General features: G+C 40.3%; 17 protein-coding genes and 1 pseudogene. 7 read left to right on the top strand and 11 right to left on the bottom strand.

Going from position 1 to position 24,851, the window contains the following annotated elements; genetic code table 11:
- Positions 1-377: 377 nt before the first annotated feature.
- From DC498_RS13625 to uvrA, 8 genes are all read right to left on the bottom strand, one after another.
- Positions 378-1,217 carry an endonuclease/exonuclease/phosphatase family protein gene (locus DC498_RS13625; protein ID WP_116874714.1) on the bottom strand — a complete coding sequence of 280 codons (840 nt, stop codon included), beginning with the start codon at positions 1,215-1,217 and terminating at the stop codon, positions 378-380.
- 189 nt (positions 1,218-1,406) lie between these two features.
- Complete coding sequence (locus tag DC498_RS13620; RefSeq protein WP_116874713.1) at positions 1,407-3,179, bottom strand: RagB/SusD family nutrient uptake outer membrane protein; 1,773 nt, start codon at positions 3,177-3,179, stop codon at positions 1,407-1,409.
- 18 nt (positions 3,180-3,197) lie between these two features.
- Complete coding sequence (locus DC498_RS13615) at positions 3,198-6,737, bottom strand: TonB-dependent receptor (RefSeq protein WP_206197614.1); 3,540 nt, start codon at positions 6,735-6,737, stop codon at positions 3,198-3,200.
- Between the two features lie 242 nt (positions 6,738-6,979).
- On the bottom strand, positions 6,980-8,023 hold the full coding sequence (locus DC498_RS13610) for a FecR family protein (RefSeq protein ID WP_206197613.1): 1,044 nt from the start codon (positions 8,021-8,023) through the stop codon (positions 6,980-6,982).
- 107 nt (positions 8,024-8,130) lie between these two features.
- On the bottom strand, positions 8,131-8,727 hold the full coding sequence (locus DC498_RS13605; RefSeq protein WP_116874710.1) for an RNA polymerase sigma factor: 597 nt from the start codon (positions 8,725-8,727) through the stop codon (positions 8,131-8,133).
- A 145-nt stretch (positions 8,728-8,872) separates the two neighbouring features.
- Entirely contained in the window at positions 8,873-9,361 is a 489-nt protein-coding gene (locus DC498_RS13600; RefSeq protein ID WP_116874709.1) for a hypothetical protein, read from the bottom strand.
- A 429-nt stretch (positions 9,362-9,790) separates the two neighbouring features.
- On the bottom strand, positions 9,791-10,312 hold the full coding sequence (locus DC498_RS13590) for a 5' nucleotidase, NT5C type (protein ID WP_116874707.1): 522 nt from the start codon (positions 10,310-10,312) through the stop codon (positions 9,791-9,793).
- A 145-nt stretch (positions 10,313-10,457) separates the two neighbouring features.
- Positions 10,458-13,343, bottom strand: a complete 2,886-nt coding sequence (gene uvrA, locus DC498_RS13585) for an excinuclease ABC subunit UvrA (protein ID WP_116874706.1) — start codon at positions 13,341-13,343, stop codon at positions 10,458-10,460.
- 33 nt (positions 13,344-13,376) lie between these two features.
- Between uvrA and DC498_RS25995 the strand changes: the two genes are divergently transcribed.
- Complete coding sequence (locus DC498_RS25995) at positions 13,377-13,565, top strand: hypothetical protein (RefSeq protein ID WP_133176850.1); 189 nt, start codon at positions 13,377-13,379, stop codon at positions 13,563-13,565.
- A gap of 56 nt (positions 13,566-13,621) precedes the next feature.
- On the opposite strand, the gene DC498_RS13580 is transcribed toward DC498_RS25995, so the two are convergent.
- The gene (locus DC498_RS13580; RefSeq protein ID WP_165813835.1) at positions 13,622-14,281 is read right to left on the bottom strand and encodes a head GIN domain-containing protein; all 660 of its coding nucleotides are present in this window, start codon (positions 14,279-14,281) and stop codon (positions 13,622-13,624) included.
- A 319-nt stretch (positions 14,282-14,600) separates the two neighbouring features.
- Here DC498_RS13580 and DC498_RS13575 point away from each other — a divergent pair, with 319 nt between their 5' ends.
- The 3 genes from DC498_RS13575 (at position 14,601) to DC498_RS13565 (ending at position 17,216) form a co-directional block, all read left to right on the top strand.
- Positions 14,601-15,977: a deoxyguanosinetriphosphate triphosphohydrolase gene (locus DC498_RS13575; protein ID WP_116874704.1), complete on the top strand. Its 1,377-nt coding sequence runs from the start codon at positions 14,601-14,603 to the stop codon at positions 15,975-15,977.
- 33 nt (positions 15,978-16,010) lie between these two features.
- Positions 16,011-16,295: an ISAs1 family transposase gene (locus DC498_RS13570; protein ID WP_116874703.1), complete on the top strand. Its 285-nt coding sequence runs from the start codon at positions 16,011-16,013 to the stop codon at positions 16,293-16,295.
- Between the two features lie 381 nt (positions 16,296-16,676).
- Positions 16,677-17,216, top strand: a complete 540-nt coding sequence (locus DC498_RS13565; RefSeq protein WP_116874702.1) for a YceI family protein — start codon at positions 16,677-16,679, stop codon at positions 17,214-17,216.
- A gap of 119 nt (positions 17,217-17,335) precedes the next feature.
- On the opposite strand, the gene DC498_RS13560 is transcribed toward DC498_RS13565, so the two are convergent.
- On the bottom strand, positions 17,336-18,658 hold the full coding sequence (locus DC498_RS13560; protein ID WP_240628013.1) for a (Fe-S)-binding protein: 1,323 nt from the start codon (positions 18,656-18,658) through the stop codon (positions 17,336-17,338).
- A 90-nt stretch (positions 18,659-18,748) separates the two neighbouring features.
- Between DC498_RS13560 and DC498_RS13555 the strand changes: the two genes are divergently transcribed.
- The 3 genes and pseudogenes from DC498_RS13555 (at position 18,749) to hutH (ending at position 22,677) form a co-directional block, all read left to right on the top strand.
- Entirely contained in the window at positions 18,749-19,246 is a 498-nt protein-coding gene (locus tag DC498_RS13555) for a phosphoribosyltransferase family protein (RefSeq protein WP_116874701.1), read from the top strand.
- Positions 19,247-19,314: 68 nt separating this feature from the next.
- Positions 19,315-21,042 (top strand): phospho-sugar mutase, encoded by a 1,728-nt coding sequence (locus tag DC498_RS13550; RefSeq protein ID WP_116874762.1) that lies wholly within the window; start codon positions 19,315-19,317, stop codon positions 21,040-21,042.
- Between the two features lie 147 nt (positions 21,043-21,189).
- Positions 21,190-22,677 (top strand): annotated as a pseudogene (gene hutH / locus DC498_RS13545) (histidine ammonia-lyase).
- 380 nt (positions 22,678-23,057) lie between these two features.
- On the opposite strand, the gene DC498_RS13540 reads toward hutH, so the two are convergent.
- Positions 23,058-24,611, bottom strand: coding sequence for a serine hydrolase (locus tag DC498_RS13540; RefSeq protein WP_116874700.1), 1,554 nt, complete (start codon positions 24,609-24,611; stop codon positions 23,058-23,060).
- Between the last annotated feature and the right edge of the window lie 240 nt (positions 24,612-24,851).

The following is a 24,851-nucleotide window of genomic DNA, read 5'->3' as shown; positions in this document are numbered from 1 at the left end:
CTTTAATCACTTTACACGGGGGAGTAACCTGCCGGGTATTTGTACCACTGCTTAACTTTTGCACTACTGTCCAACGGATTGCTTCACCCACCGCAACGTACTTTTAATCAAATCTTCATGCCGGCGGGTTCGCAATACGGCGAAGGGGTTTTGATCTTGCGGTCAGTACTAAGGCTAAGGTTGTAATTGACAACCTCTCTGCCATTGCGCGCCGCGTGATCAAACTTGCAACCTTAAAATCTTGCGCGGCAAAGTAATCTCCATTCAGCATTTGGAATGCACCCTGAAATGAGTGCAAAAAAAATCCCGGCACAGTGCCGGGACTTTATCCTTATAAAAATATACTGCAATTTAAATCAGCGAAACGATTCTCATTGCTATGGTAAAACCGCCTTTATTACTACGGGCTGGTGATCGCTTGGATAGCGCTGATCTTTAGCATCAGTAAGCACACCATATTTCAATACCTTAATGGAAGGACTTACAAAAATATAGTCAATTCTGTGTTTCATAGGCGCATCAAATTTAAACGCGTTAAAAGTGCCAACAGGGCCATAGGGCGGAGCTTCTGTTATTGCGTAAGAATCTTTCAGCAATGTTTGCATCTCTTTTATCTGCTCTGTTTCAGGAGTAGAATTAAAATCACCTACACAAATCACAGGAGCATTCCCTGCTATTTCTTTAATTTTTTTTACCATCAGTTTACCAGACTCCTGGCGGGCAACAACGCCCTGGTGATCAAAATGCACACAGAAAAAGTAAAATTCCTTTTTTGTTTGAAGGTCTTTAAACTTACCCCATGAGCAAATACGGTTGCAGCATTTTGCGTCCCATCCTTTGCCTGGTTTATCAGGTGTTTCACTCAGCCAAAAATCGCCAGACTGTAATAACTGAAACCTGCTTTTTTTATAGAATATGGCAGAATGTTCTCCGGCTTCCTTCCCATCATCTCTTCCCTTGCCTGTGTAAGCATATTCATCCAATTCGGCAATACCTTTTATCTGGTCTATCAGGCCTTCTTCTGTGCCGAATATATCAAACTCATGAAAGCGTATAAGAGCTTTTACATTTTCCTTCCTGTTGGGCCACGCATTCAAACTATCACCGGGATTATTATAACGGATATTATAAGAGGCAATAATAACCGGGTTGTTTTTTTGAGCAATAGCAGATTGAAGGAACATGCAAACGAGAAGTGAAAATATAATTCTTTTCATGTATTTGTTTTTATTGGTTTTAAAGATAGAAAATAAACCATTAAGAAGTTAAGTGTAGTTAAGCTGCATGCCTTAATTGTCTTAACTTCTTAATGGTTAAAAAAGTATACACATTATTCTCCTGCAGCTACTACATAAAGCCAGCCGCTACTCCTATTTGCAATTGTGTATTATTCTTCTCCATTCTCCCTACCATCCGGGGTTCTGGCCCAATGCGGGATTCATAGTACGATCTGCTTCTGGAATAGGATATAAATATTTTTTATCTAACCATTCTCTTGCTCCGGGATTCCATTGTACTTCTCCCGATGTACCATTTGAAAGTTGAATACGCCCAACTGCCGATGAAGTACTCACATCAACAAAAGCAATGGTTGAATTTGACGCAGAAGGTTTGGTACCCTGGTAAAATACCACATCATTTTTACCATCTCCGTTCAGGTCATATTCACCCAATGCAGGCACATACATGCCGTTCATAGGCGCAACCTGGAATAATTCACCAATATGCCATCTTCTTAAATCATCAGGACGAAGTCCTTCAAAAACCAGCTCAACAGCGCGTTCCCTCATTACTTCCAGCAAAACTGGGTCGGTAAATTTATTTTGATAATAGCTAACCAAGTATGGATCTGCTGCTGTTGGCTTAGTGGTTAAGGTAGCGCCGGTAATGCCGGCCCTCGCACGCAATGCGCCAATGGTGACCTCCCAATCCGCATCAGTCATGGTGCCTAATTCTGCCATTGCTTCTGCTTTATTCAGCAACACTTCCGCCCAGCGCATAATGATATGCGCGTTATCATTTACACTTTCATCATCATAAGGAAAGCGCTCATCATAACACCATTTTATGGGCTGATAGCCGGTAAATGTCTGATTAAAATTCGGTGGCGCTGCAACCGGTACAGCATTTTCCGTACGTTTATAATCTCCTAAACGGATGGTTTGCTTTAACCTCAGATCCCTGTTCTGAACTTCTGTTACAAAAGGAATGGTTTTATAATTTGGATCATCTGTAAAAGAAGTACCATCCAGTTTTAGGTAGGTATTTACAAAATTCCTGGTAAGGCTTGGACGGTTACCGTAAGTAGGGCTTATAAAACGGCGATTGGCAGAACTGAATACCTGCAAGCTTGAGCTTAATGCTACTGCAAGGATCGTTTCATCTGTATAAGGTGCTTTCGTAATAAATATTTCCCTGTAAGAACGATCGCTGATCGCCCCTTTATGCAAAAAGAATCCGGTAATATCATTAGCTGTGCTCACTACTTCCTGGTACCATGTATTGGCAGTTCCCTGCATATTATAATCTGTATGGTATTTTCGCAGCGATGCCTCGAACAAACATATACGTGTTTTATACGCTCTTGCAACATTTTTGGTAATACGCGTACAGGATGGATCAGAAGTGAGTGTGATGTTCTCAATAGCATAATTCAAATCTGCCAGCACTTTATCCATTACTTCAAACCGGCTGGTACGTGAAGCTTTAAGCATAACGCTATCGTTTACTTCTATTGTTTTATCAATCCAGGGCACATCGCCAAAGCGTCTCACCTTGCCAAAATAAAACAATGCCCTGAAAAAACGGGCAAGTCCTATATAATGTTCTTTACCCGACACTGGGCTGTTTCCGGCATTTTCAATAAAGTAATTGATATTGCGAAGTGGCTTCCAGTCCCATTCAGAACGAGGACTTGTAATAGGACTTAGCGCTCCTACTGCGAGATAATCATCAACCCCGTTACGGGCAATAATATCAGAATTATCATCTCCTTGAAATACGCCTACATCAGTATTAGGTAATAAATCATAAAAAGAAGTAGTATATAACTCCATACCACCCGTAGATCCGAAAATCGCCTGGTTAGAAGCTGTTGCAACAGGAAGCTCCTGTAAATCGCAAGCTGCAAATGATACGACTGTAAATGCAACTAAAATATAATTGAATATTTTTTTCATGATTATTAAACTATAAGATTAGAAATTAATGGACAATCCCAATGACATTGCTTTAAGCATGGGATAGTTATAACCGTCTCCACTGGTACCTCCGCTCAAATCACGGTCTGAACCATAAATATTGGTTACATCAGTATCTTTTGTCCATTTATACATGGGTGACCAGGTCCACAAATTTTCCGCGGAAAAATATATCCTTGCGTCCGTAGCATGTATTTTAGCGACCAGGATTTTAGGTAACCCATAACCAACCTGGAGGTTACGTAAACGTATATAAGAAGCATTTTGCAGGTAACGGTCGTTTGGTATATTCAATGCACGCCCGGTACCCTGTGCAATATAACCCACCAGTCGTGGCAGGTAAGCATCAAAGTTCTGCAGATCTTCCCTGAACATATTGTTCTCCTGCCAGCGCGGGTATGGATTATAAGGACGGTTATACTGCCCCCAGAAACGGGATTCGGGTGACGGATACCAATCCTGTTTCATTACTCCCTGGAAGAAAAAGGACACAAAAAACCCATTCCAGTCTGCATTGAAATTAAATCCGTATGTATAACGTGGCTGGCTATTGCCTATAAGCGTTTTATCACCGGAGTTGCCTACACGGTTCAGCCCCTGGTAAATCTGGTCATCATAGTCTAAGTTTTTAAATTTGATATCACCCACATAATTTTTACGCGTATTGGTATTGGGCACATTTACCTGTGAAGGAGATTTGTCAATTTCTTCCTGAGAGCGGAATAATCCTTCAACCTGGTAACCCCAAATTTCACCTAAATGTTGCCCCACATAATAATCACTAAGGTTTTTATCGGGGTTATTGTACTTTGTAATAATCGCAGTATAGTCAGACAATATAAACCTGGCATCATAATTAAATGGCTTACTTGCCACTACAAAATCATCAGACCATTTGATAGATATTTCCCACCCTGTGGTTTTCAGATCTGCATAATTGCCTTTAGGGACATCGGTTCCATATACAGCAGGCACTGTAGGCCCAACTGTAAACATATCCTTAGTCCATCGTCTGTAGATATCTCCTGTAAACTGCAAACGGTTATCAAGGCTGGAAAGATCCAGCCCTATATTACCTGTTGTAGAAGTCTCCCATGTAAGACCGGCTGGAATGACATTCGGCTGGCCGGTTTTCTGCGGACGAATACCATTAATAATGCGACCGGATTGTTCTATCTTAAAGTTCTCCGTAAATGAATAAGGATCTATATTTCCATTACCTAATGATCCGTACGAAGCGCGGATCTTTACATTAGAAAAGACTTTAGGATCAAGTTTCCAGAAAGCCTCTTCAGATAAACGCCAACCTACTGAAGCGGATGGAAAGAATGCCCACTGCTGATTGGTCGGGAATTTAGAAGACCCGTCATAACGTCCATTCACTTCTAACAGGTAACGTTTTTTAAAATCATAGTTCACACGAAAGAAACCGCCTGCGATTGCCCATTTCCGGTAATCACCCGGTGTTTGAATACTTTGTCCTAATGCCAGGTTAATATTGTCTGCATCAGCATATACAAGGCCATTACGGGCCGCCGAGAACCCTTTATATAAGGACTGTTCATAGTTATATCCTATCAAAAGATGAAAATCATGAACATCATTAAAAGTTTTTACATAGTCAGCATATACATTGGTAGCAACATACTCCGTGGTTGCAGCGTTAGCCCGTATATCATTGGTATTGGTTCCTGTATATCCAATAACATCTTTATAACGGCTGTAAGGCACCTGCACACGTCTTTGCTGTACTGCTAAATCTGTGCTTTGAAAAGTAAAATCACTGCGCAGTGTTAAGCTTCTTTCAAAAAATTCTGCTTTAGCTGAAATCTTATTTTTTAAAAACCGCTGCGCGTTATCTACACCGTTTCTGCCGATATAATAATCACCCACGGTATATGCCGCAGGAAACGATAATGTACCATCAGGATTTAATAAAGGAGCAAGTGGGTGGCCTTCATCAGCCATGTTTCTCCATATGCCGCTTCCTTCACCTACATTTAAAGGCTGGTGATAATTCATGCGGGAATACTCTGTATTATTTTCAACCTGAAGCCAGTCGGTAATGCGCACGCTTCCTTTTGCACGCAGATTATACATACTGTACTTATCTGAATTGTACCGGAAAAGTCCATCCTGCCCATTATAGCGACCGCTTAAATAAAACGCTGTTCTGTCATTACCGCCGGATAGGGTTAGGTTATGATCCTGCGCAGTAAACTGCTTTTTATATAATTCTTTATACCAGTCTGTACTGTAATAATATTGATACTCACCGGTTGATGGATTTACTTCAATTCTTGGTAAAGAAGGATCTTCCCATCTCCTTTTGATTTCTGCGAGATAGGCCTGCGAAAATGGTAAAGTTTTATTGATGGCAGTAGGATTATTACCATTATCATTCCACCTTGACCATGCATCATTAAAGCCTTGTGCCCACGGATATGAGTCAGTAATATTATCAGGCACATCTGTTGGAGACTTAACTGAAACATTGGTTAAATAACTGATGGATGTTTTACCGCGTGCTGCAGATTTTGTAGTAATGAGCACTACACCAAAAGCAGCACGCGCTCCGTATATAGAGGCCGATGCAGCATCTTTTAAAACAGATATGCTTTCTATATCGTTTGGATTTAACATTTTGGGGTCGCCTTCCACCCCGTCAATTAAAACCAGCGCATCTCCCTTTTGTCCAATTGAAGTAGTTCCTCTTACATTAAATGAAGGGGACTGGGTTGGCTTTCCATCGAGCATATTAATATTAAGGTTAGGAGAAGCACCAACCAGCGCCTGCGAAAGATTAGAGACCGGGCGATTTTTGAGTGTTTCCTGCGTAATCTGGTCTACCGCACCCGTTAAATTTACTTTTTTCTGTGTTCCATATCCTACCACTACCACTTCTTCCATTTTGGAATCAGTAGGTTTTAAAACAATATCATAGTTGGTACGCCCTGAAATCGGCATTTCTTCTTTTATATATCCAACGTATGTAAAAACCAATATACTGTTTTCGGGTACTGATAACCGAAAGAAACCATTAACATCGGTTTTGGTAGCCGCACCACCACCCTTAACCTGTACTGTAACGCCGGCAAGGTATTCGCCGGTGCTGCTCATAACACGGCCGCTTATATCAATATTCCGTGCTTCTTCCGGTGATGGTAACATTGCATTATCATCCGTGCTTCCCGGAACCTTTATTGCAACATTTGAGGGATTTTTCCGTATTACTATTTTATTGTTTGAAACAATATAGTTCAGCATATACGGTGCAAGCAACTCATTTAATACTTCCCTGAGAGAAGTTTTATTGGCGGAAATATTCACCTTATCAGATGGATCAATAATGTTTGTAGCGTAGAAAAGTTGAATATCTGCCTGTTTTCTTATTTTCTCCAGGGCTTCAAACAGTGTTTCATTTTTGAGAGAGATAGATATTTTTTTATCAAGCAGTTCCTGTCCTTTTACATTTTTTGCCGACAGGGACATAACAGAGGAACAAATAACAATTATTGACAGCAGGGATAATCGCATAAATTTCTGTATTATAGGTACAATCCTGCCTATACAATTTTTTTGCATATTTTTGAAAAGTTATATGTTATAAATGCGTAGTGTCCGTCTGCCTTCCACAACTTTCGGATAACTACAATTTTTTACAACGCGTATAATGTACCCCGGGCATTTATGATGTCCGGGTTTTATATATACTTAAGTTGGATGATGATAGAGCTGATTCATAAGCATGTATTGGTTTACTTTTAATAAAAAAATAATCAGTTGGTTTTAATGCAGGGCTTTCCATCTATAAAAAAAATATCCCCTTTTTTCTGAACACTGCCGTTTATCATCAGCGAGATTGGCTCCAGCACTTCCTCAATTTTTTCTGACAGATAAAAATTAAGGTTAACCGGGCAGGCTTTTACCGCCTCCGCAACCTGGATATTTATGCCGAAATATTCATGCAGATCGTCTATCACTTTCTGCAATCTTTCATTCTTATATACAAATTCCCCATCTTTCCGTTTCAGCATTATCGGCGCCGAAGCAGTATTGGCTTCTTCTTTTACCAGTTCCGTTGTTGTTCGATGAAAAACGGCACGCTGATTGGCAACAAGCTCCACATGCTCCACTTTGCTTTTATTACTAACATTTACTTTACCGGTTACCACCGTAACATTTATTTCTTCCTGGTTATCATAAGCCTGGATATTAAAAGAAGTACCTAAAACCCTGGTTTCAATATTGCCGCTGTGAATGATGAAGGGATGTTGCCTGTCATGCGCAACCTCAAAAAAAGCTTCGCCCGAGAGTTTGATCTCTCTTAGCGCGCCGGTAAATACCGGAGGATATTCCAGGACACTGGAAGGGCTTAACCAAACTTCAGTACTATCAGGTAATCGTATATTTTTTCCTTCCCTTGTAGTTGTAGTAATCTGTATAAACGAAGGCCCGGCATTTTTTACAGCAATAGCTGCTTCAGTTAACGCTCCTGTTTTATTTGTTCTGAAAATAAAATACGAACACAATACTGCCAGCACTACGGAAGCAGCAGCAATGCCCACCCACCTGGGAATAGACCGTCTACTCTCTACAGGAACATTAACCGGAAGTGCGGGCATTTCACCTACTATAGCCTGAAAAATTTTATCGCTTGTATTTTCAGGTAAATGCATCTCTGTTTCTGTGCCCTCTACCATATTACCAAGCAATGCTTTCAATTCTTCATCAGCTTCTTCCGTTTGTATCAGCCTGAATAATTCCGCTTTCTCCTCGGGAGTATACGCTTTGGTTATATACCTGTTAAATAAATATGTCAAACGCGATTGCGACATATGATAATCTTCAGTTATTGGCGAAGCATTTATTAAGGTACTTCTGTATAACAAGACTCACTCAACAAAAAAAAGGGTTAGTTGCCTTGCATTTATTCCAGGAAAAAAAAGACAAGGATCAGTATGGCAGGGTGATCCATATGTGCTAGGTAATATGCACGAATACTTTTCATAGCTTTTGAGAGATGTGCTTTTACGGTTTCGGTGGAGAGGTTAAGTTGTGAAGCCACCTCTTCTTTTTTCATACCTCTTTCTTTAATGAGCCTGTATACTTTGTTTTGTTGCGGGGGAAGCGTGTACAAAGCCTTTTCCAAAAGCTCCCCGGCATCTTTCAGCAAAATGTTTTCATCAGCATTATTGTAAAAAGCAGGGATTTTATTGGCAAAAACAATTTCCCTCTGCTCTCTGGCAGCCTTACGTTTGATAAGCGAAAAAAGATGATTCCGGGTGATTGTATTGAACCATGCCGTAAAACATTCCAGTTCCGGCAGCGTTTTCCGGTTTGTCCATAGTTTCATAAATATTTCCTGCACTACTTCTTCTGCAAGAAAAGAGGAACCGGTTATTTTGAAGCCGATTGTGTAAATCTTATCCTTGTATTGATTAAACAGGAGAGCAAACGCCGGGGCATCACCGGCGGATATGCGCAGCAATAATTCTTTCTCATTATATGTGCAAGCAGTCAGCAATTGTTTACTCCTTTACAATTTAGTGAAAAAAAGAGTGTAATAATCGCACACAATATTAAGAAACAAAATAGTTGCACAGCAATTTTTTTTATTGTGTGCAAATCTATTTGCGCATTGTTACTATAATATTAAGGAAAGAAAAAATTTATACAAACAACCCCCATTCATCTTCATATTCATCCTTTACAAAGGTATTAACCCAGGCTTTAAAAAGCGCTCTGAAAATATCCATTTCATGCTCAATGGCTTCAGCATATTTTTCCTCGCCCGCGCCCACCATAGCGGTAAATTTAATTTGTTCCATCATCTCGCGGCAGTTATTGCGAACAATAGAAGCGTTTTCCATTTTTAAGGTATAGAGATCAACGCCAGCCGCCCCAATAATTTTTGGCGCTATAATAAAAAGATTTTGCCAGATGAGTTCCTTATTCTTTTCCGCGTGGTCATAATCTTTTGAATCCTGTAATGTTTCGCAATAGGATTCTACCAGCATAAAAATTTCCCGCCACTTATTGTATAATTTCTCAGCGGCATCAAGTTGAGGTTTAACTTTCCACTCTTCTCCTTCGTATCGCTTTTTAAGCATTTTGTGGTCGCCCCATTCGGGCAGACTATGCATATCACTAAAATCCATAAGCGCTGTTTGTGGTTTCAAATACAAAGATAGCTCGAAGATAAGATACAAAAGGTCAGGATAAATATAATATACGAAACGAAAGCAAACAAAAAACTGTCACTATAGCCACATATCCATATACAGATATCTGCCACAAAAGCGGAGCAATGGTATTAATTTTTATTCAAAGTATTTATTATTCCGTAATAAAACCGTTGCAGCAGTCGTATGTCAGCCAGCAGGATTATTCAAAATGGGAAAATAAGGAGATTGTAACGGCGGATTTCTTAAACCGCTTTTTAATAGCTATGCAATGCAGCATAGAAGAGTTACGGCAAATACAAAAATTACATTATCAACAATAACAGGAGCCTGCAATTAAAAATTTCGAGTTTATGGTTTGCCTGCACGTTGACAACTACAAACGATAAACCCCAAACTAAATAATCATAACAGTTTCTCCGCCACCTCCTGCCAGTTACTCACTCTTTCATACCCTGTTTCATCTTTGTTCATTATAGTGCTATAAAGGTATGGCTTCCCTTTAAAATGCACCAGGTTACGCACGTGGTCGTCAATCATATAGTCGCCTGCAATCATCCGTTTGTCGCCGCACAGCACCAACTGCCGCCAGGAAAGAAACGGGAAATGTTCATTCAGCCATTCCAGCTTATCTCTTAACGAATTGGGAAATTCCGTTGCCGCAGACACAATGAACACTTCATATTTCTTATTCAGCTCATCCACCACATCAATACAATTTTCCATCACCGGCAGGTTACGAAAAAATCCTTCGCTATATAAATGCTGTCTTACCGCATCCTTATGTTCCTCCGGTATGCCCAGCATCCACGAGCCTTTCATTTTTGAATAGTCGAGCGGAAGGCTGTAGTTGTTTTTATACCATTCAAACATACCGCCCATAGTATCCGCCATTACTTCGTCCATGTCGATGATTATTCTTTGCATATTTTTTTAGCTGTCAGCTATCAGCTACAAGCTGATAACGGATCGCTCACAAACCTTACTTTTAAAAGAGTGATTAATACTTTTAATATTCAGTATTGAAAGCTAATGTCCCAAAGCTGAAGGCTGATAGCTGATAGCTGAAACCTTACTTCAACTCCTCCTTTAAGTAAAAACCTGTATAACTTTCCTTACATTTTACCAACCCCTCGGGTGTGCCTTCAAATAAAATTGAACCTCCTCCTGTTCCGCCTTCAGGGCCAACATCAATTACATGATCGGCCACTTTTATTACATCAAGGTTATGCTCAATTACCAAAACCGTATTGCCCCTGTCGGTGAGCTTATTCAATACATCCAGCAAATGCTGTATATCTTCAAAATGCAAACCGGTTGTTGGTTCATCAAGAATATAAAATGTTTTACCAGTATCTTTTTTTGCAAGCTCGGTAGAGAGCTTTACGCGCTGTGCTTCGCCGCCACTTAATGTTACCGCGTTCTGCCCAAGTGTAATATAGCCCAGACCTACTTCCTGCAGCACTTTTATCTTTCGGTAAAGGTAAGGTACTGCCTGAAAAAATTCCACCGCTTCATCAACCGTCATATCCAAAACATCACTGATGGATTTGCCTTTGTAACGTATTTCCAGTGTTTCGCGGTTATATCTTTTTCCCTGGCATTTTTCGCAGGGCACATATACATCAGGCAAGAAATTCATTTCAATCACACGCATACCGCCGCCCTCACAAACATCGCAGCGACCTGTTTTAACGTTAAAAGAAAATCTGCCCGCATTATATCCCCTGATCTTTGCTTCGGGCACAGCCGCAAATAACTGCCTTATCTCTGTAAAAAATCCGCAATACGTAGCAGGATTACTTCTCGGCGTTCTGCCTATGGGCGACTGGTCTATCTCTATAACCTTATCAATATTTTCCAACCCCTTTACACTGCTGTAAGGCAATGGCTGCATTCTTGAACCATAGGCGTGTTTGCTGAGTATAGGATATAAGGTTTCATTGATCAGCGTTGACTTTCCGCTGCCGCTCACACCTGTTACCACAATAAATTTTCCCAGGGGAAATTTTACATTCACCTTTTGGAGATTATTACCAGAAGCGCCTTTTATCTCAATGAATTTTCCATTTCCCTTTCTACGCTCTTCAGGTATTTTAATTTTTCGGTGCCCATTAAGATAAGAAGAAGTAAGTGTATCCAGTTTCAGCAGATCTGCAGGTTTGCCCTGCGCAACAATTTTGCCGCCGTGAAATCCGGCTTTCGGCCCAATATCAATCAAATGATCCGCTGCAAGCATAATATCTTTATCATGCTCTACTACCAATACACTATTACCAATATCACGTAAATGTTGAAGCGCCGTTATCAGCCGCTGGTTATCTCTCTGGTGCAAACCAATAGAAGGTTCATCCAGTATATAGGTAATGCCCTGCAACTGGGAGCCGATCTGTGTTGCCAGCCGAATGCGCTGCGATTCACCGCCACTCAATGTTCTTGATGCGCGGTTAAGCGTAAGGTAAGTTAACCCAACATCCAGCAAAAACCCCAGTCTTTCCCGTATTTCTTTTAATACATCTTTAGCAATGGCATTCTGTTTATCTGATAATCTTTTTTCTATACCGCCAAACCAGCGCATCAATTCATCAAGGTTCAACTCGCTAAGTTCTGATATATTCTTTCCATCCACCTTAAACCAAAGGCTTTCCTTTTTCAATCTCGCACCGTTACATGCTTCACAGGTTTTCAATTCCATAAATTGCTCCACCCACTGCTGTATACCCTCGCTTGTGCCGCCGGCAAACCAGCGCTTCAACTGGTTTACTATACCTTCAAATTCCGTAAGGTATATATTGCCATTAGTTGGTGTGTCATCAAAATTTACATCCATGTTCTCAACGCCTGCCTCATCACCATACAACAATAAGTTCATTGATTTTTCCGGCAGGTCCTTTACAGGCTTATCAAGACTTATTTTATTTTTTTTAGCAAACTGCTGTACCTGCTTAAATATATACGCGTCTCTTTCTTCGCCCAGCGGGGCAATGCCACCTTCATTTATGCTTAACTCGCGGTTAGGTATAACCGCTTCCATACTTACCTGGTACACCGACCCCAATCCTTTACAAACCGGGCAGGCGCCATACGGTGAGTTGAATGAAAAACTATTGGGCGAAGGCTCTTCATAAGAAATGCCGGTATCTTCACACATCAGCATTTTACTATAAGAAGCATCTGTTGGATTTTTTCCTTCAGCAGGACTGATAAATAACAGGTCCTTACCCATCTTTAATGCCTGCTGCACACTCTGGCTGATCCGGACTTTAAATTCACCATCCACTTTCAGGCGGTCAATCACCACTTCTATATCATGAATTTTATAACGGTCAACCTGCATTTTAGCAGTAATATCTTTTATCTCACCATCAATCCTCACTTTTAAAAATCCTTTCTTGCGTATCTCTTCAAACAGCTCTCGGTAATGCCCTTTACGGCCACGCACCAGCGGCGCCAGTATCGAAATTTTTTGCCCTTTAAATTTTTTGAAAATATTTTCTACAATTTCTTCTTCACTCCATTTCACCATTCGTTTGCCTGTATTGTAAGAGTATGCTTCTCCCACTCTTGCAAATAACAGCCGCAAAAAATCATAAACTTCGGTTACGGTTCCTACGGTTGAGCGTGGATTTTTGTTGGTAGTTTTCTGTTCAATGGAAATCACCGGCGAAAGTCCTGTGATCTTATCTACATCCGGGCGCTCCATATCGCCGATAAACTGGCGGGCATAAGCGCCAAAGGTTTCCATATACCTGCGCTGCCCTTCCGCGTAAATGGTATCAAATGCCAGCGAAGATTTACCACTGCCGCTGATACCTGTTACCACCACCAGCTTATTCTTAGGAATGCTGATGTCAATATTTTTAAGATTATGAACCCTTGCGCCAAATACGTCTATATGTTCATGGCCGGCAGTGATCAACTGATCATCCTGCACGCCCTTATCTTTAGTTTTTGCCATAAAAAGTTAGCGAAGATACTAAAAATATTAGGATTGGATCATTATGTTGCGGGCTGTATTGCTACTATCAGCGCCTGTTGTGTCACACTTCATCGTCCGGCAATGCTATTCAGCATAGCGCAGGCAAGCCACATGAACGGTAGCATCATTTACAGAGACAGCGTCTCTGAAGAACATAATCTGTGCGAAGTCTGGACTTCGCACAGCGGGCAAAAGGCATAAAAAATGCGAAGCCCTCAGGCTTCGCACATAACCAAAACTCCATCCCGAACCGTATCTTATTTTTGTACCAGTTTGCCACTGCCACTTATATTATCATCTATTACAGCCGGATCACCTTTATAATAAATATTCCCGCTGCCACTTATTTTTGCTTTCAATTTTTCATTTACTGTTATTTCAACATCCCCGCTGCCGGATATTTTAACATCAGCCTCTTTAATAGAAAACCCGAAGCTATTAAAGTCGCCACTACCCGAAATTGAAAGCTGCAATTTTTCAGCAACGGCATTTTCAATACTTATATCAGCAGATCCGCTAATGCTTGCATCAAAAAATGGTGTATGCTCAAATGCTCCTTTAACATCAATATCGCCACTACCTTTAGTACTTAGCCCTTCCAGGACAGGCATTGTAATAAATACTTCTGAATTATCATTTCTTACGTTTGCAGTATGCTCATATTTAACTACCAATGCTCCGTTCTCAACGTATGTTACCAAATAGGGCAACAAATTATCATACGCCTTAACAGACACTTTAAAACTATTACCCTGCGTAATATGTATATCAGTTGAGCCTTCTACAGATACTTTGGTAAACGCACCTACTTCCCTGGCTTCTGTTTGTACTGTGCCCCGTCCTGTAATATTATCCTTTTCGCACGATGTAAATATTACTGCCACTACCATGGTTAAAACCATACTTTCTAGTTTCATTTTCATTCTTTTTATTACAAAATTTATTATGCACACAAATTGACATATCCTTTTCTTATACCGCTGCACTTATAAAAGGGTTTTGAGGCGCTATTGTATGAATGGCAATTATTACTTACAAAATGTATTTATGATGTTTCTCCGGTTTGATGGAATAATTAATCTTGATTTTTTAAAGACTATACAAGACTGTTCCGCTCACTGCAATATGCTTTTAGCTCTAAATCTCATGTGGGCGGGCTTACGGTGAGTTATTACTAATCAGCCAGTGGAATTTGTACAGCAGTGATTAGAAGAATGATCTATATCTTGCACCTCTATGAAATGGCAGCAGCTCTATAGTTCCCAACGCAGCGGAAGTGAATTTAAAGAAAAAACCTCGCCACAAAATATAAGAACATCTTTTGTGCGTGATTATGACCGCATTATTTTTTCTTCTGCATTCAGGAGATTACAAAATAAAACACAGGTATTTCCTTTGCCCGGTGCTGTATTTGTGCATAACCGTTTAACGCATAGTCTTGAAGTATCGAGCGTGGGCAGGAGCCTGGGCAAGGCCGCCGGAGACCTTATAGCTGACAAATACTTAAACGAACCGGAACAATTCAAAGAGTTTTACCGCTATGAATTGCCTTCTGTAATTGCTGCCGGTTGCCTGGCACATGATATTGGCAACCCTCCCTTTGGGCACAGCGGCGAAGATGCTATCCGTATATTTTTTAACGAACTGGAAGGCGATGCTAAAAAGAGATTCGACAATGAACTAAGCAAAGCTCAGCAAAAAGACCTGCTGTATTTTGAAGGCAATGCCAATGCCTTCCGTACGCTTACCCATAATTTTAATGAAGACAAACAGGGCGGTTTTCAGTTAACATACGCTACGCTGGCAAGTATTGTAAAATACCCCTGCGATTCATTAAGCGGTTTTACAAAACCAGACCTGGTCACCAAAAAATCCGGGTTCTTTTCTACAGAACTGCATACTTATAAGCATCTTGCCAATATACTTGGCATTCCAGAACTGCGTGAAAATGAAAATGTATATGCAAGGCATCCCTTTGTTTTTCTGGTAGAAGCGGCTGATGATATCTGTTACCGTATTATTGATTTTGAAGACGCATTCAAGCTCGGCATTATCTCCATTGAACAGATAGCTGCTTTCTTTCTCGCATTTTTCGATAAGGAAGAAGGTTATGACGCCAGGGAAAAAATTGAAAAAACGTTTACAGAAATTAAAGACGATAATAAAAAGATCCAGTTCCTTCGCGCAAGGATCATTAACCTGCTGGTGCATAAACTCTCAGATATATTTATGGAACAGGAGGCAAATTTGCTTTCAGGCACATTACACCAATCACTGATTGACCTGCTTCCGCCCGAACAATTATATATCATTAAACAGATTGATGATTATTCCATAACAAATATTTACAATCATCGCTCAGTAGTGGAAATTGAATTGGCAGGTTATAATATTATCGGCTACCTGCTAAAAGAATTTGTATATGCGGTTATGCACCCATATACCGCCAAAGCTAAAAAACTGAAAAATCTTATTCCGCCGCAATTTGTAATAAGCAATGAGCCATCAGCATTATTTACCAACCTGCAATCTGTAACAGATTTTATAGCGGGCATGACGGACCTGTATGCCGTAGATTTATACAGGAAGATGACAGGAATAAGTATTGTGTAAATCGACTACTTAAATTCTACCTAACCTCAGGCATTGCATGATAAAATATTTACTACTATTAACTCCGCTGACAATTGGTTGTTTTGGAGAACAGGCAACAGACTATTCCAATCCCTTACTGATGAGAAAGGCAATAAGATCACTCCTATTCCTGCATTGCTGGATTTATTAGCACTGGAAGGGGCTATTATTAACATAGATGCAATGGATTGCCGGCAACAAATTGCTGAAAAGATAATTCATCATAAAGCAGATTATGTACTTGCAGTAAAGGAGAACAAGCCCCGTTTACCTGATGATAATAAAAGAAGCCTTTGAACAAACAACTGATGCCCAATGCCACACATCACCCGCAACATTGGAGTATTGAGAATAAACTTCATTGGAGCCTTAATGTTACTTTCAAAGAAGACTTAAGCTCTAAAAGGCAGGTAATGCTGTATAAAATTTTAGCACAATTGCTAAAGAGGCTCTTAATCTGGTAAAAAAATAATAAATCAAAAAAATGAGTGTAAAGAGAAAGCGATTACTATGTTCATAGAACAATGATTTTCTTGCACATACTGTTTTTAGGTAAATTTAGATGCATTTGCACCGCTAAAGTTTCAGTAACCAATAAAATGTTACCTTAAAATTATTTCCTTTAGTTTAAAGAATACATTAACAAATAGAAAAATATCTTTGTTTAAATCGATAATTATGAAAATATTTTTTACAAGCATTCTTCTCCTGTTTGTAAATCTGCTCACTGCCCAGCAATATAAACCTGTTGATGAAGGTTCAGCAATAAAATTTAAGATCAGAAATTTTGGGGTAAATGTAAATGGAACATTTTCCGGGCTCAAAGGGAAAATAGTATTTCGTCCTGACAATTTAAACAGCTCTGAATTTGATGTAACCATTGATACAAAAACCATCAACACCGGGATAGATCAACGTGACAATCATTTACAGAAAGACGAATATTTTGATGCCGAAAAATATCCACAGATACATTTCATTTCTACAAAAATCACTACCAGCACCGATAAAGACTACTTATTTGTATTCGGAAAACTCACCATTAAGGGCGTAACCAAAGAGATCTCTTTTCCTTTTAAAGCAACCGTCAAAGCCGATGATTACTTATTTGAAGGAGAATTTAAAATCAACCGCAGGGATTATACTGTTGGTGGCGGAAGTATTACCATGGCCGATGAACTAACCGTGAATCTGAGCGTGATGGGAAAGAAGGAGTAGTATTGGAAGTTTGTGGTTTGTAGTTTATTGTTTGAGGTCAGGCTTTAATTTTAAGCTGTTTCAAATATAAAATTACAGATTCGGGCAAGCACTACAAACCATAAACCACAAACCATAAACTATACCCCCACCCACCCATCCCTGTCATCCGGGCTGAACTTCCAGGGTGCAAAATTATTTTCAATATTAGAGAACATCACATTCCATTCCTGGGGCGCATTGCTTTCTTCCATTATCAGCGAACGGCGCAGTTCCAGTATAATTTCCAGCGGACTGATACTAACTGGACATTCTTCCACACAGGCATTGCAGGTAGTGCAGGCACGCAGTTCTTCTACAGAAATATAATGGTGCAATAAAGTTTTGCCATCATCTTTGAAACTGCCGTTTGCGGCAATATTTTTCCCAACCTCTTCTACACGGTCTCGTGTATCCATCATGATCTTTCTTGGCGACAATGCCTTACCTGTAATATTAGCAGGACATGCCGCTGAGCATCTTCCACATTCAGTGCAGGAGTATGCATCGAGCAAATTTTTCCAGCTTAAGTCAAATACATCTTTAGCACCGAATTTAGGCGGTGGTGCGCTGGGTTCAGCGGGTGGCGCCTGGTCGGGTTGCATGGCGTACAGTACTTCATTTTGTATTGCCGGCATATTTATCATTTCTCCCTTGGGCAATAACCTTGCATAATAAGCATTGGGAAAAGCCAGCGCTATATGCAAATGCTTTGAATAAGGAAGATAATTCATAAAAGCAAAAATACCGAGTATATGCAACCACCAGCAGGTACGCTCAATTGCTACAAGTGCTCCATCGCTAAAACCGGAAAATATTGGGGTGAGCAAACCCGATATAACAAATTGACCGGTACTGTGCGCTGCATAATGGCCATAACCCCGTGATTGCAAAACAAGGTCTGATGTATTCATGGTAAGAAACAAACACATCAAAACAATTTCAGTTATCAAAATATAATTAGCGTCACTCCTGGGCCAACCATCAAGGTCATGGCTGATAAAACGCCTTAGCTTTAAAATATTTCTGCGTATTAAAAAAACAGCACAGGCAAATATTACCAGCACCGCCAGTATTTCAAATGCATCAATCAGTGCCGTATAAATATTGCCCAAAACCGGTGCAAACAAACGATGAGTACCCAATACGCCATCGAGTATTATTTCCAGCACTTCTATATTGATGATAATAAACCCGGCATATACAAAAAAGTGCAGAACAGCTACCAACGGATTACGGAACATTTTCTTTTGCCCGAATGCAAGTAACAACAAATTTTTCCAGCGCTCCGGAGAACGATCCGAGTAATCAGCATCTTTGCCTAACAATATATTCTTACGTATCTCAAGTAACCGTTTGGCAAACAAACCAATACCAGCCACAGCGGATATAATAAACAGTATTTGCGGAATAAACTGCATCATTTCAGTGGATGTAACGCTAAGATAAGATGTTTAGTACGAATTGTTTTATTCAGCAATACCACTTAGTTTTGGCAAGATTAATAACGGAGGATGAAAAACTATATTTTAACAGAGGCGCAGGTGGCAAAAAAGCTGCAGCGCATGGCTTACGAAATAGCGGAACGTAATGTTGGTGAAGAAAAATTATTGTTTGCGGGTATAAAAGATAATGGTGTGGTAATTGCAAAGCGGCTAAAAACTTTACTTTCAACTATATTCAAAGGAGAAATTGATATTATAGAAATGGAAATTGATGATAAAAGGTTTCCACGCAAAATTACCCTGAGCAAAACTCCAAACTTTGATAACGCGGTCGTAATTGTAATTGATGATGTTGCCAATAGTGGCAAAACCATGCTGTATGCTTTACAGCCCTTCTCAAAAGATCAACCAAAAAAAATTCAGACACTTGCCCTTGTTGACAGAACGCATAAAACTTTCCCGGTACATACAGACTATATTGGCTTTGCTGTGGCAACAACATTGCAGGAACATATTTTTGTAGAAGTTGATAATAATGAAAAAATAACCGGCGCCTGGCTGGAATAGTTTGCTTTTTTACTTATTTAACCGATATTCGGATAACAAACATGATTGCAAATAATAATACCCATAATATGGATGCTAAAATAAAAGAAAGAATAGACACCTGGTTAACCGGCAGTTTTGACGATGCTACCAAAGCAGCACTAAAAAAAATACAGGCAGAAAATCCTGATGAACTCACAGATGCTTTTTACCGCAACCTTGAATTTGGTACCGGCGGATTAAGAGGTATTATGGGCGTAGGTACCAATCGTGTTAATAAATATACCATTGGCATGGCTACGCAGGGCTTTGCCAATTATCTCAACAAAACATATCCAGGTGGTGAAATTCGTGTGGCTATTGCACATGACAGTCGTAATAACAGCCGCCAGTTTGCAGAAATAACTGCCAACGTAATGGCTGCAAACGGCATTAAAGTTTTTTTATTTGAAGCATTGCGTCCCACACCTGAACTGTCTTTTGCTATCCGCCACCTGGGTTGCCAGGGCGGTGTAGTGTGCACTGCATCACACAACCCTAAAGAATACAATGGCTATAAAGCATACTGGAATGATGGCGGGCAATTGGTGCCGCCGCATGATAAAAATGTAATTGCCGAAGTAGATAAGATCGCTTCTATTGACGATGTGAAATGGAACGGTGGCGAAAGCAGGATCACGTTAATTGGCAAAGATCTTGACGAAGCATACTGGCAAATGGCTAAGGGATTAAGCGTGTATCCGGATGTAATTGCCAAACAGCACGATCTGAAAATTGTATATACGCCTATTCACGGAACAGGTATAAAACTTGTGCCCGAATTATTAAAGAGATATGGATTTACCAATGTAACAATTGTAGAAGAGCAGGCAGAACCTGATGGTAATTTCCCAACCGTGGTATATCCCAATCCGGAAGAAAGTGAAGCCATGAGCATCGGCTTAAAAAAAGCGAAAGCTATTGATGCAGATATTCTGTTGGGTACAGACCCTGATGCTGACAGGGTGGGTATTGCTATTAAGGATACAAAAGGAGAATGGCTGCTGGTAAACGGTAACCAAACCGCCCTGCTTGCTTTCAGCTACCTGATAGAAGCCCGTAAATCAAAAGGTATTGCCAAGCCGAATGATATGGTGGTGAAAACCATTGTAACCACGGATATGATTGACCGCTTTGCAAAAGAAAATGGCGTAAAATGTTACAATGTACTCACCGGTTTTAAATGGATCGCGGAGCTGATAAAAGAAAAAGAAGGCGTGGAAGATTATATTATTGGTGGTGAAGAAAGCTATGGCTTACTGGTTGGCTCTAAATTAAGAGATAAGGATGCCGTTAGCGCTGTAGCTATTTTATGTGAGATGGCCGCTTACGCAAAAGAAAACGGCAAGAGCCTTTTTGAGCAATTGGTTGAACTGTATGTAAAATATGGCTTCTTTAAAGAAAGCCTTATTTCAATTACCAAAAAAGGTATGCGCGGCCAGGAAGAAATTGCCGAAATGATGCAATCTTACCGTGATAATCCACCTCAGACAATAAACGGTTCACAGGTTGTTGAATTGCTTGATTATGAATTGAAGAAAGGTAAGAACCTGCAAACAGGCAAAGAATGGGAGATTAAATTACCCAAGTCGAACGTATTACAGTTTATACTGGAAGATGGCAGTAAAATTTCCGCCCGCCCCTCCGGCACTGAACCAAAAATTAAATTTTACTTCAGTGTAAATACCAGATTGACAAGTACTGCTGATTATGACAAAGTACATGCCGGGCTGGATAAGCGCATACAGGGAATTATCAGTGATATGAAATTGAAGTAATGGAGAATATTTTCATATAAAAAGCCCCGATTTTTATCGGGGCTTTTTATAGTTACCCCCTCCTTAATTTCCCGCACTTAAGTGCGGGCAATTAAGGAGAGCAACGGGTTGCTTTTCTTACATTTACAGGATAAATATTTAACCTGCATGAGTTACAATTATCTCCCGCTTGACAGGCATCCTATGGATTTTGACCAGGTAAAAAATCTTATTGCATACAGCCAGGATGTATCCATCACTTTTGATGCGCATGAACGTATTGTAAAATGCAGGAAATATCTTGATAAATTAATGCAGCAACCAGATAAGTTGTATTATGGCATCAATACCGGCTTTGGCTTTTTGCAACATGTAAAAATAAATGATGAGCAGGTTGAACAGTTGCAGGCAAACCTGCTCATGTCGCACGCATGTGGTATGGGAGAAGAAGTGCCATTGCCAATCGTAAAACTCATGCTGGCGTTAAAAATAAAATCACTGAGCTACGGCTATTCCGGCGTGCAGATAGATACAGTGAAACGGCTGACGGAAATGCATAATGAAAATATTTTGCCGGTGATCTATACACAGGGCTCACTTGGCGCTTCCGGAGATCTGGCGCCATTGAGCCACATGAGTTTGCCATTGATTGGTTTGGGGGAAGTTTGGTATAATGAAGAAAAAAGAAAAACAACAACCGTCTGAAAAGAAAAAGGCTGGCAACCCATACACCTGCAAAGCAAGGAAGGACTTGCCCTGATCAATGGCACACAATTTATGTCGGCGTATGGCATGTATATTTTGGTACAATGCGAACGGCTGATCCGCTGGGCTAATCTTATAACCGCTATTTCTTTCGACGCATTTGACTGTTCTCCTGAACCTTTTGACGAAAAAATACAGGAGATCCGCCCGCATGCCGGGCAGGTTGCTGTTGCGCAAATAATCAGGAGCCATTTACAGGGAAGTGCAATCGCGTTTCATAAAAACAAAGCAGTACAGGATCCTTATTCTTTCCGGTGCGTGCCGCAGGTGCATGGCGCAACGGCAGATACATTTGAATATGTGAAAAGCATTTTTCTCAGGGAGATCAATTCTGTTACTGATAACCCGAATATATTTCCTGATGATGATACGATATTAAGCGGCGGGAACTTTCACGGACAGCCACTGGCGCTGGCTTTGGATTTTTTAAGTATCGCAATGAGTGAGCTATCTAATATTTCTGAAAGAAGAATTTATCAGCTCATCAGCGGGCAAAGAGGATTACCTATGTTTTTGGTGAAAGATCCGGGGTTAAACTCCGGTTTTATGATACCGCAATATACCGCTGCAGGGATTGTTAGCGAAAACAAACAGCTATCCACCCCTGCTTCTGTAGATTCTATCTCTTCTTCCAATAACCAGGAAGATCATGTGAGCATGGGTGCTAATGCCGCCACAAAATGTTTGCGGATCATTCAAAATACGGAAAAGGTTTTAGCCATTGAATTACTAAGCGCCGTACAGGCACTGGAGTTCAGGCGACCGCTGAGAAGTTCTGATGCTGTTGAAAATGTTGTCAGCGAATTCAGGAAGGAAGTGTCATTTAATACAGAAGACAGGGTATTACATGACGATATGATGAAAGCGATTGGTTTTTTGCAAAGAAGATAGCTGCAAATTTCAGCGTTCCGCGTGTGTGGGGCGATTCAGGGCTACAAACATTAAGGAGTTAAGAAATAATATTTAGGCCAATTATTCAGTATCCTTAATTCCCCTGTTTAATGGTTGTACAGAATGCGCTAACAATAAATGCTTTCACAAAAAATATATTCATGTGTATTGACCAGTATTTGAATCCACAACTCCGTTGAGTTTAGCTACTTGTTGTCAGACAGTTTATATTTTTTCCTGCAACCCACTCTGTAGCGTGTGGGAGTGGATTGCAGGAAAAAATATTTTAGTGAGAATTTGTAATATTAACTATAACTCTTCTTGGATGTCAGATTAGATCAAATATTAGCTTTTACAATTCATGCATTTGCGAATAACTCCTACTCCACCTTCCTAAAATCAAGATCCTGGAAATCGTAGCTGAAATCAGTTAAAGGATATATGGCTTTCATCGTTAAACCAACAGCTTTCCCCGATTCATCCAATACGAAACTCGCAAAGGCATCGGCATCCATACTACGGTCATTCCATTTTACCACAAAGGTATTTCCCTTGTAATAAAACATTTCACCAGTTAGTTTGTATGAGCGTTTGGAATCAAGCCAGGGCTTACCATTTTTCACGGAGATCACCACATCACCAAACCAGGGATCTCTATATGTGCCGGTATATACATTAAAATCAGCTTTTTCTTTAACAGATTGCTGCACAACTTTTATATCATTCCAGATAGAATCCATTAATTGTTTGGCAGATGCCATTTGCTTTTGCCTGTTAGCGGAATATTCCGCAACCCTGTCTGTTCCTTTTATACCAAAATAACTGTCCTTAATCTGGTTAGTAATAGAGGTAAATGCTCCGCCTTCCTGCTGGTTGGTTAAAACAATAATACCCAAATTCAATTCAGGAAACATGGTGATCTGCGTAACAACTCCTGCAAGCCCACCGGTATGTGTAATTCTTTTATACCCTTTTTCATCACTCAAAAAAAAGCCAAGACCATAAGCTGCGAAATGCGTATTGTATGCTCCCGGCGCCCAAACCGGAATAATGGTTTGCGGTGAAGTTATTTCGCGGTACACGTTTTCTGAAAACAGTTGCCTGCTCAAACCATCTCCATATTTTCCTCTGTTTAACCACAACTGCACCCATTTGCACAGGTCGGTTATATTCGAGTTTAACCCGCCTGCCGCAGCGCCGAGCCTGAAAATATTCCTGCCGATTGCCTCTACTTTTCCATCCACCGGCGCATGACCATCAATGATATTCGTTTTATCTTTTACCCTGTTGTATGAGGTAGCGGTTTTTGTCATACCTATTACATCAATTATGTTTTGCTGCACAAAATCATCCCAGCTTTTACCACTTACCCTTGCTACCACTTCGCCGGCAATAATATACAGGTTGTTGTCATAATCATACTTTGAACGGAAACTTGAAACAGGTTTAAGATAGCGGAGATTATGAATAATATCTTTCAGCTCAAAGTTGGAAGAGTCAGGAAATATCATCAGGTCGCCGGCGCCTAGTCCCAAACCGCTGCGGTGCGTAAGCAGGTCGCGGATGGTAAATTCTTCCGTAACATAAGGATCATACAATTTAAATTCGGGAATATAATCTCTCACCTTATCATCCCATTTAATTTTTCCCTGGTCAACCAGTAAACCCAGTGCTGTAGCCGTAAATGCTTTACTGTTAGATGCTATGCCGAACAAAGTATTTTCATCTGTCTTTTGTTTGGTATTCAATGAGCGAACACCGTAGCCTTTCGCATGTACTACTTTTCCATCTTTAATAATACCTACCGCTATGCCCGGCACATCAAATGCTTTCATCGAACGTTCAACAACATCATCTATAGCTTTGGCAGTAAGCTGGCTGTAGGTGTTTAATGAAAAACACGTAAGCATAAAAAAGGAAAGGATGATGCGCATTGGAATATTTTGGGTAAAAGTACAACAAAGGCACTGCGAAAAAGCTTCAACCGCCCGGTGAAATAGTAATTATTCTTTTGTATTTAGCTGTATTGCTACTATTGGGCGTTCCTTGCCACGCTCGCTTGTGCTGCAGCAATTAACTCAGCACTATTGAAGCAACGCGATTAATGTTGGCGGTGCTGTGGTAATGCTATTGTGTATTGCAAAAGCAGCAGGCTATGTCGCCAGAGACGACAG

Origin of the sequence: Terrimonas sp., assembly GCF_003075435.1 — a bacterium.
Lineage (GTDB): Bacteria > Bacteroidota > Bacteroidia > Chitinophagales > Chitinophagaceae > Agriterribacter.
Note: the sequence above shows the minus strand (reverse complement) of the source record. Positions and strands in the feature narration are given on the sequence as shown.